Source organism: Streptomyces sp. NPDC059371 (assembly GCF_042751995.1).
Classification (GTDB): domain Bacteria; phylum Actinomycetota; class Actinomycetes; order Streptomycetales; family Streptomycetaceae; genus Streptomyces.
Genome location: NZ_JBHYXD010000105.1, coordinates 23,016 through 31,132, shown reverse-complemented (window position 1 = coordinate 31,132; position 8,117 = coordinate 23,016). Strand labels below are relative to the sequence as shown.

Below are 8,117 nucleotides of genomic sequence, written 5' to 3'. Positions count from 1 at the left end.
GTCGCGGCCGGTCCCTTCAGCTGCCGGCTCCCGCGCGCGGGCGGGTCACTTCACGCCGAGCAACTGCTCCACCGGGTCGATCGCGAAGTACACGAGGAACAGGGCCGAGACCGCCCACAGCAGCCAGTTGACCTCCTTCGCCTTGCCCACCACCGTCTTGATGACGACGTAGGCCAGGAAGCCGGCGCCGATGCCGTCGGTGATGGAGTACGTGAACGGCATCACGGCGATGGTCAGGAACGCCGGGATCGCGATCTCGTACTGGTCCCAGTCGATGTGCTTGACGTGGGTCATCATCAGGAACCCGACCGCGATCAGCGCGGGCGCCGCGGCCTGGAGCGGGACGATGGTCAGCAGCGGGGTGAGGAAGAGCGCGAGACCGAAGAGACCGCCGGTGACCAGGTTGGCGAAGCCGGTGCGGGCGCCCTCGCCGACGCCGGCCGCGGACTCGATGTAGGCGGTGTTGGAGGAGGCGGAGCCCAGACCGCCCGCGACGGCGGCGGCGCCGTCGATGAACAGGACCCGGCCGATGCCCGGCACCTGCCCCTGCTCGTCGAGCAGCCCGGCCTCGGCGCTGATCCCGACGATGGTCCCCATGGCGTCGAAGAAGTCCGACAGCACCAGCGTGAAGATCAGCAGGACCGCGGTGAGGACACCGGCCTCGGCGAAGCCGCCGAACAGACTGAAGTGACCGATGAGCCCGAAGTCCGGACTGTCGACGATCTTGTCCGGGACCTTGGGGGTGGTCAGGCCCCAGCTCTTGATGTCGGCGACGGCGTTGATGACGATCGCCACGACCGTCATGGTGACGATGCTGATGAGGATCGCGCCCTTCACCCTGCGGGCGATCAGCGCGATGGTCAGCAGGACACCGAGACAGAAGACGAGGACGGGCCAGCCGGTGAGGCGGCCCACGGCACCGAGCTGCACGGGGACGGTGGTGTTCGCGACGTCCGGGATACGGCTGACGAACCCGGCGTCCACGAAGCCGATGAAGGCGATGAACAGGCCGATGCCGACGCCGATGGCCTGCTTGAGCTGCTGCGGAATGGCGTTCATGATCGCCTTCCGGAGACCGGTGAGCACCAGGACGCAGATCAGTACGCCTTCGAGGACTACCAGGCCCATCGCGTCGTCCCAGCTCATCAGCGGGGCGAGCTGGAAGGCGACGACGGCGTTGAGGCCGAGGCCCGCGGCGATGGCGAGCGGGAGATTGCCGCCGATGCCCATGATCACGGTCATCACACACGCCACCAGCGCGGTGGCGGTGACCAGTTGACCGGTGTCGAGCGTGTGCCCGAACTTGTCCTTGGCGCTGCCGAGGATGATGGGGTTCAGGACGAGGATGTACGCCATGGTGAAGAACGTGGCGAACCCGCCGCGTATCTCCCGGCCGACGGTGGAGCCTCTGGCGGATATCTTGAAGAACCCGTCGACCCCTCCTGCCGTCGGTGGTGCGGCACTTGGCCGGTTGTCGACCTTCTGCGCTTCGGACATGGCGTTACTCCTCGTTGCCTGCGGGCCTGGTGTGCGGATGCTGGCTGGATTGTTCCCCCGATCAACCGGTTTCAGGTTTTCCCCGTGTTACGGAATCCGGTTCGGCCCGCCAGGCACCGTTCCGGGGCCCGGACGACCGACTGCTACGCTCACGCGTCCCGCTCCGCCGGAACTCCCGTACCCCACGCCGGAGTCACGGGTCCCGCACCCACCGCGCCCGCACCTGTGCCGCGGCCGAAGCGAGGGGAGGTATCCCGTGGGCACGCTCGTCGACGACGCCGCCTCCGCGGAGTTCCACGCGTTCTTCGAACGGCACTACGCCGAACTGGCCCGGCTGGCACATCTGTTGACGGGTGAGGCGGACGCCGCCGACGATCTGGCCGCCGACGCGCTGCTCGCGCTGTGGCACCGCTGGGACCGGGTGCGCGCCGCGGACCGTCCGACGGCGTACGCGCGCGGAGTGGTCGCCAACCTCGCCCGCACCCGGATCCGGACCGCGGTGCGCGAGCGCCGGCGCATGACGCTCTTCTGGTCGCAGCGCGAGGACAGGACCGAGAACCCGGACGTGCCCGGCACGGTCGACGTCCAGGAGGCGCTGCGCCGGCTGCCGTTCCGCAAGCGCGCCTGTGTCGTGCTCCGGCACGCCTTCGACCTGTCGGAGAAGGACACGGCGCTCGCCCTCGGCGTGTCCGTGGGTACGGTAAAAAGCCAGACGTCCAAGGGCATGGCGGAACTGAAGCGGCTGCTCGGCACAGAGGAAGCGGCGGTACGGATGCACGCGGGGGCGCTGCCCGCGGGCGGGGCCGGAGGTCGGGGGCGGTGAGGGAGTCGCGGGAGGTGCACGACGAGCTGCGCGTCCGGTTGCGTGCGGCGGCGAGGTTCCACGAGCCGGACCGCGCCCGGATCCTGGCCCGGGTCGAACGCGGTATGACGGGCTCCGGTGAGCGGCCGCCGCGGCGTACGGCGCGCCCGCCGCTGCCCGGCTGGGCGCGTGTCCTGGGCGCCACGGCCGCGGTCGCGGGCGTCCTGGCGGCCGGGGGGTACGCGGTCGCCCCGGCGGTGAGGGACGACGGTCCCGCTCCGCGGACCGTGGCCGTCCCCCCGGCACCCGACCCCTCGCCGGACCCGACCGGACGGGCGGTGGTCACGCCCGGACCCGGACCTCGTTCCGGGACACCCGAAGCGTCGGACGGGCCGCGTCCCTCCCCCTCGGACACCTCCGCGGCGACCGGGACCGCCACCCCGGCACGGACGCCCGCCGGGAACACCGCGGACGGCCCGTTGCGGTCGGACGGCTCGGTCGACCCGCACAGCGACGACTTCTGGGCGCAGAGCGATGTCAGCCTGAGGACCACGAAGCGACTCACCTCGCTCGCGGTCACGTTGAAGGTCGGGCAGACCGGCGGGGTGAGCGAGGCGGGTGCCTGGCTCTCGCTGCCCGGGAGCGACTTCACCACCAGGGTCGCCGAGCGGGACGGCTTCCTCGTCTACACCTGGACCCTCAGGCCCGGTCGCACGGTCTGGCCGGGCACCTGGGTCTTCGCCGGCCAGTACGGCCACGACCGCGGCGGCCGGGACGTGAAGGACGACGGCTACACGGTGACGGCGACCGCCGCGGACGGCGAACGGGCCTCCGTGGCAGGGGACTTCACGGCCCGGAGTGCGGACGGCGGAGATCCGTAGCGACGCGCCCGCCGGTCCGGGCCCTCCTGCCGACAGGCGAACGCCCCCGACGGTGAGGACCGGCGGGGGCGTTCGCCCATGGGGGGAAGGCGTCAGCTCACGAAGTACGTGGGGTTCGGGAGCTTGTAGGTCTTGTCGGCGTAGCCGCCTTCGAGGTCCGAGTACTGGTCGCCGAAGTTGGCGACGATGTCGTACCCGAGGGACTCGATGTGCTTGCGGGTTCCGGCCTTGTACTGCACGGTCGTGCAGTTCCAGGCGGCGGCGGTGGCGCAGTCGCCCAGGTAGGCGGGCGGGTTGGCCGCGTCCTTGAGGAACATGTGCGCGGCGTCGAGGTTGACGTCGACGCCGATCTTCTTCAGGTTGTCGACCGCGGAGACGCGCTGCGACTCCTTCAGGCCGGAGTTGTAGAACACCTCGACGCCCTTGGAAGCGGCGTACTTGACGAGTTCCGGGCTGCCGAAGACGGCCGGGCGGTCCGCCTGGGCGACGTACGCGGCCCAGGAGGCCGAGTTGTAGGTGTAGTTGGTCTTCTTCTCGTAGTCGAGGGAGAGCAGCAGCGTGTCGTCGATGTCGAAGACGACCGCGGCCTTCTCGTGCCGGTGGTGGGCCTTGCGGGCCGCCTGGTCGATGTACCGCTTGGCGGAGGCGTCGAGGCGGGCCAGGTCCTTGGCGTACGGGCTGTCGGGGGACGCCTGGTAGACACCGTTGCTGTCGGCGGTGGTGCCGTAATAGGTGTCTATGTCCTTGACGAGGACGCCGATGTTGTAAGGCTCGTGCGTCGAGTTCGCCGTCGACTGACCGGCGGTGGCTACGCCGGTGCCGTACAGGGCGGCACCGGCGACGACACAGGTCGCGGCGACGGCCGCGATGCGGAGTGGCTTATGCATGACAGGTTTTCTACGCGCGTAACGTCCTTGGGCGCGAGGCCTTTTGCCGGATCGATACATACTTTTCGGCCGACTTGGGCCTCACGCCGGACGATTCGGGCCCCAGCCGCGTGGTGAGGAATCACGGACACCAGTCGCCGAGATAGGCGGCACGGGTGTGCGGCTCGGCCTCCGCGTCCGTGAGCTGGGGACGGTTCTCCGGAACCGTGATCACCGCGCCGGGGCCCGTGTTGCGGTACTCGGCGAAGCGCTGGCTCTGCCACGGGTAGGCGGCGGACATGTTCGTATAGGGCGCGACCGCGTCGACGCCGGCGTCCATAAAGGTGTCGCGGACGGTCAGCATCGGCCGGGCGGTGGGGTCCGAGCCGGGCACCCAGGGGCGGGCCAGTTTGTAGTACGCGTCCGGCGCGGCGCTGCTGATTCCGCAGCGGGTGACCAGGTATCCGCGCGGGTCGGCGACCGCCGTGGACGGCGCGAAGACGAAGCCGTACGGGGCGCCGGCCAGGTCCGTGCGGTCCAGGGCGCGGAAGTGGCAGCGCTCGAAGACCGCCGTCGCCCGCCCGAAGACGAAGTCCACGTCCCCTTCGACGTAACAGTCCCGGTAGTACTGCCGGGCGAAGGTGCCGAGCGCGATCGTGTCGGCGTACAGGGTGTCCTGGTGGCCGAGGAAGCGGCACCGGTGGAACGCCGACCGGTCGCCCTGCACCTTGATCGCCACGGCCTGGGTGCCGGTGATCCCGGGGTGGCCGGCGCGCAGCCAGTCGTTGGCGAAGGTCACCGCGCGGGCGGTGAAACCGTCGGTGCGCACGGTGGTCGTCGCCGACCCGGTGGTGCCGTAGGTGCCCGAACCGTCGGGCTTGGGCGTGCCGTTGGCGTTGTCGTACACGACGACGACATCACGCGGGTCGCCGGAGGCGCCGATCCAGGTCATCTCGGATCCGGCGGCGCCGGGCAGGCCGGTCGCCGGGTCGACCGCTCCGACCGAGACCGTCTCGCGGTACACGCCGGGGGCGATGACCAGGGTGAATCCGGCTCCGGTCGCGGCGGTCACGGCGGCCTGCACGGTGGTGTGGTCGCCGAGGCCGCCGGGGTGGACGTACAGCGTCCTCGCGTTCGGCCGCGCGGACGGCGAGCCGTGGCGCCCGAACGGCGCCCGGCCGGTGGCGCGGGCGGGGGCCGCGAGCACGGGAGCCAGCGCGGCTCCGGTGCACGCGGCGACGAACGCCCTTCTGCCGAGGGGCAGTCCGGTCATGGTCAGCAGATCCTTCCGGCGCCCGCACGGTGGTCGACGATGCCGGGAACGGCCCTCGGCGCATCGACCTTCGTCCGCAGGACCGGGGTCCAGCCGGCACCGGACCGGAGCGTCTCGGCGGGGATCTCCGCGTTGTGCACGGCGATGAGATCGGTGAGGACGCCGTTGACGTAGTTGTCGGCCGCGGTCAGCGGCGCCTCCTTCCACTTCTTCAGGATCAGCCCGGCACCGACCGAGTCCGGCAGCGTGAACGCGTTGTGTTCGGCGACGAGCTGGGACTCCATGCCGATGCCGTAGCTGTAGCCGTAGGAGGAGTCGGCCACGAAGTGGTTGTTGTAGGAGTCCACTTGCCCGAAGCGCACGCGCGGGGCGCGCTCGACGAGGCCGGTGAACAGGTTGTGGTGGAGGGTGACCTTCAGATGGCCCCGGTCCACGGCGGCCGTCGCCGCGTTGTCGCTGTTGCCGATCAGGATGGTCTTGTCGTGGTCGGCGAAGACGTTCCAGGAGGCGGTCACGTAGTCGGCGCCCTTGACGATGTCCAGTTCGCCGTCGTGCTGTTCGTAGATCCGGCCGTAGTAGGCCGGCAGCGAACTGTCCGGGTGGTCGCCGTCGGTGAACGTGTCGTGGTCGAGCCAGACGTGCGTGGCGCCGTAGACGACGGCGCTGTCGTACTCGGAGTTCCAGTTGCCGGTGTCGCCGTCGGTGGGGTCCCACTGCGGGAAGCAGTCGAGGGGGCTCTCGAAGGTGAGGTTTCGGACGATGACGTTGTCGACGTCCTTGATCTGAAGGCTCGCGCCCTTGAAGCCCGCGTTCTCTCCGATGCCCACGATGGTGGTGTCGGCGGGGACGTACGCCTTGATGGCGGTGTCCTGGTTCGCGGCGGAGGCGGCGCGCAGATCCTCCTGCTCACCGCTGACCACCTGGTCGTAGCCCCACACCGCGGGGTCGTAGTCGGCGAGGTACCGGTCGAAGTCGTAGCCGGGGGCGGCGAAGGAGTCGCAGCCGGAGGCGTTGGCGTCGATCGTGCCCCTGACCTTGATGATCTTCGGCGCGCTGCCGCCCGCGGCGAGCGCGGCCTTGAACTCCGCCCAGGTCGTGACCGTGCTGACCCGCGCGGCGCCGGCGGCCGAGCCGCCGGTGGTGCCGGTCCCGTCGGACGCCCAGCCGTCACCCGCGGCGAGCGTCTGCCGGCCGAGGTCGCGCGGGCGGGCCTCGGCGGTGGTACCGGTGACGGCGAGCACGAGGGCGATGCAGCCGATCAGCGCGGCGGCTCTCCGGACGGCGACCGTACGCCAGCTTGTGGCATGGCCATGCCATTCCTGTGTGTGCATGGTGCGACTCCATTTCCTTCGGGTTCGGAGAAGGGGACTGCGGGGTGGCCGTGGCGCGACGGGCGCCACGGCCGGGCCCCGCGGGCGCGTCGGACACGACCTAGTGATGGGCCTTCCAGTCGGCCTGCGCCGTGTCGAGCTGGTCGGCCAGCGTGTCCAGGAAGTCCTTCACGCTCATCTTGCCGAGCAGCACCTTCTGGAAGCCGGGCTCGTTGTCGGCCTTGGAAATGGTGTTCCAGTCGGGCAGGTAGTAAGGCAGCTGCACGATCTTGGTGCCGGCGCCGTTCAGCGCCTCGGCGGCCAGCTTGGTCGGCTCGGCCTGCTGGATCCAGGCGTCCTTGGCGGCGTCGGTGTTCGCCGGCACCTGTCCCGCCGACTCGTTGAACTTGGAGTTCTCCTCCGCCGAGACGGCGAACTCGATGAACTTCCAGGCGGCCGCCTTGTTCTTGCCCGACTTGAACAGGCTCAGCCCGTCGACCGGGTTGGAGATCTGCACCCGTGTGCCGTCGTCCAGGGTGGGGTTCGGGATACCGCGGAACTTGCCGCCCAGCGCCTTCACGTGGTCCTGGTACGAGCCGAGGTTGTGGCTCAGCATGCCGATGGTGCCGCTGTCCCACTGCGCGACCATCTTGGTGAAGTCGTTGTTGACGTCGGCGGACGGGGTGGCCTTCTTGTAGAGGGCGACGTACTTCTCCAGGGCCGCCACGTTCTTCGGGTCGTTGACGGTGGTCTTGTCGCCGTTCCAGAACGAGGTGATGCCGCTCTGGCCGTACGCCGCGTCCAGCGCCGGGGCGATGGAGCCCTCGCCGCCGCGGATGGTGAAGCCGAACTTGTTCTTGCCCTTGTCCGTGAGCCTGGACGCGGCGTCGTAGAACTTCGACCAGGAGGTCGGCGCGTCCAGGCCCGCCGACTTGAACAGGTCGGTGCGGTACCAGAGCGTGCCGTTGTTGGCGGAGGTCGGCACCTGGTAGAGCGTGTCGCCGCCGCTCGCGGACCGGCTGACGCCGAGCAGGTTCTGGCTCAGCTTTCCGTTCAGCGCGCTCTTCTCGATCCGGCTGTCCAGCGGCTCCAGGGCTCCCTGGACGGCGACCTCGGCGAGCATGGCGGTGCCCACGCCTCCGACGTCGGGCAGACCGCCGCCCTGGATGGCGGTGTCGTACTTGGACTGCGCGCTCGCCGCCGGGATGCCGACGTAGTTGACCTTGATGTCCGGGTACTTCTTCTCGAAGTCGGCGATGATCTGCTTCCAGATGTCGGTGCGGACACCGCCGTTGTTGTCCCAGAAGGTGATCTCGCCCTTGCCGGAGCCCTCGGTGCCCTTGTCGCCCGCGCTGCCGCTGCCGTCGTCACCACAGGCGGTGACGGTCAGCGCGAGCACGGATCCGAGGGCGACGGCCACGGCGGCACGCCGGGCACCAGGGACGCGGGTCCTTCTCGGACCGGTCGCCATTGGACTGTTCCCGAGTG

7 protein-coding genes are annotated in these 8,117 nt (G+C 70.0%); 2 read left to right on the top strand and 5 right to left on the bottom strand.

From position 1 onward, the window contains the following. Positions 1 to 45: 45 nt before the first annotated feature. Positions 46 to 1,497 carry an NCS2 family permease gene (locus tag ACFXGX_RS36420; protein WP_384800442.1) on the bottom strand — a complete coding sequence of 484 codons (1,452 nt, stop codon included), beginning with the start codon at positions 1,495 to 1,497 and terminating at the stop codon, positions 46 to 48. 256 nt (positions 1,498 to 1,753) lie between these two features. Between ACFXGX_RS36420 and ACFXGX_RS36415 the strand changes: the two genes are divergently transcribed. Then, positions 1,754 to 2,320 (top strand): SigE family RNA polymerase sigma factor, encoded by a 567-nt coding sequence (locus ACFXGX_RS36415; RefSeq protein ID WP_384800439.1) that lies wholly within the window; start codon positions 1,754 to 1,756, stop codon positions 2,318 to 2,320. Continuing rightward, positions 2,317 to 3,180, top strand: a complete 864-nt coding sequence (locus ACFXGX_RS36410; protein ID WP_384800436.1) for a hypothetical protein — start codon at positions 2,317 to 2,319, stop codon at positions 3,178 to 3,180. Before ACFXGX_RS36415 ends, ACFXGX_RS36410 begins: the two co-directional genes overlap by 4 nt. A gap of 92 nt (positions 3,181 to 3,272) precedes the next feature. On the opposite strand, the gene ACFXGX_RS36405 is transcribed toward ACFXGX_RS36410, so the two are convergent. The 4 genes from ACFXGX_RS36405 to ACFXGX_RS36390 form a co-directional block, all read right to left on the bottom strand. Next, positions 3,273 to 4,067, bottom strand: coding sequence for an HAD family acid phosphatase (locus ACFXGX_RS36405; protein ID WP_384800433.1), 795 nt, complete (start codon positions 4,065 to 4,067; stop codon positions 3,273 to 3,275). Between the two features lie 121 nt (positions 4,068 to 4,188). Further along, positions 4,189 to 5,319 carry a pectinesterase family protein gene (locus ACFXGX_RS36400; RefSeq protein WP_384800430.1) on the bottom strand — a complete coding sequence of 377 codons (1,131 nt, stop codon included), beginning with the start codon at positions 5,317 to 5,319 and terminating at the stop codon, positions 4,189 to 4,191. 2 nt (positions 5,320 to 5,321) lie between these two features. Beyond that, positions 5,322 to 6,650, bottom strand: a complete 1,329-nt coding sequence (locus tag ACFXGX_RS36395; RefSeq protein WP_384800427.1) for a polysaccharide lyase family 1 protein — start codon at positions 6,648 to 6,650, stop codon at positions 5,322 to 5,324. 100 nt (positions 6,651 to 6,750) lie between these two features. Further along, the gene (locus ACFXGX_RS36390; RefSeq protein WP_384800424.1) at positions 6,751 to 8,100 is read right to left on the bottom strand and encodes an ABC transporter substrate-binding protein; all 1,350 of its coding nucleotides are present in this window, start codon (positions 8,098 to 8,100) and stop codon (positions 6,751 to 6,753) included. Between the last annotated feature and the right edge of the window lie 17 nt (positions 8,101 to 8,117).

What these genes read in the sequence shown, in the direction of transcription:
- ACFXGX_RS36395 (WP_384800427.1), bottom strand. Translation starts at nt 6,650, where the DNA reads ATGCACACACAGGAATGGCATGGCCATGCCACAAGCTGGCGTACGGTC.
- ACFXGX_RS36390 (WP_384800424.1), bottom strand. Translation starts at nt 8,100, where the DNA reads ATGGCGACCGGTCCGAGAAGGACCCGCGTCCCTGGTGCCCGGCGTGCC.
- ACFXGX_RS36420 (WP_384800442.1), bottom strand. Translation starts at nt 1,497, where the DNA reads ATGTCCGAAGCGCAGAAGGTCGACAACCGGCCAAGTGCCGCACCACCG.
- ACFXGX_RS36405 (WP_384800433.1), bottom strand. Translation starts at nt 4,067, where the DNA reads ATGCATAAGCCACTCCGCATCGCGGCCGTCGCCGCGACCTGTGTCGTC.
- ACFXGX_RS36400 (WP_384800430.1), bottom strand. Translation starts at nt 5,319, where the DNA reads ATGACCGGACTGCCCCTCGGCAGAAGGGCGTTCGTCGCCGCGTGCACC.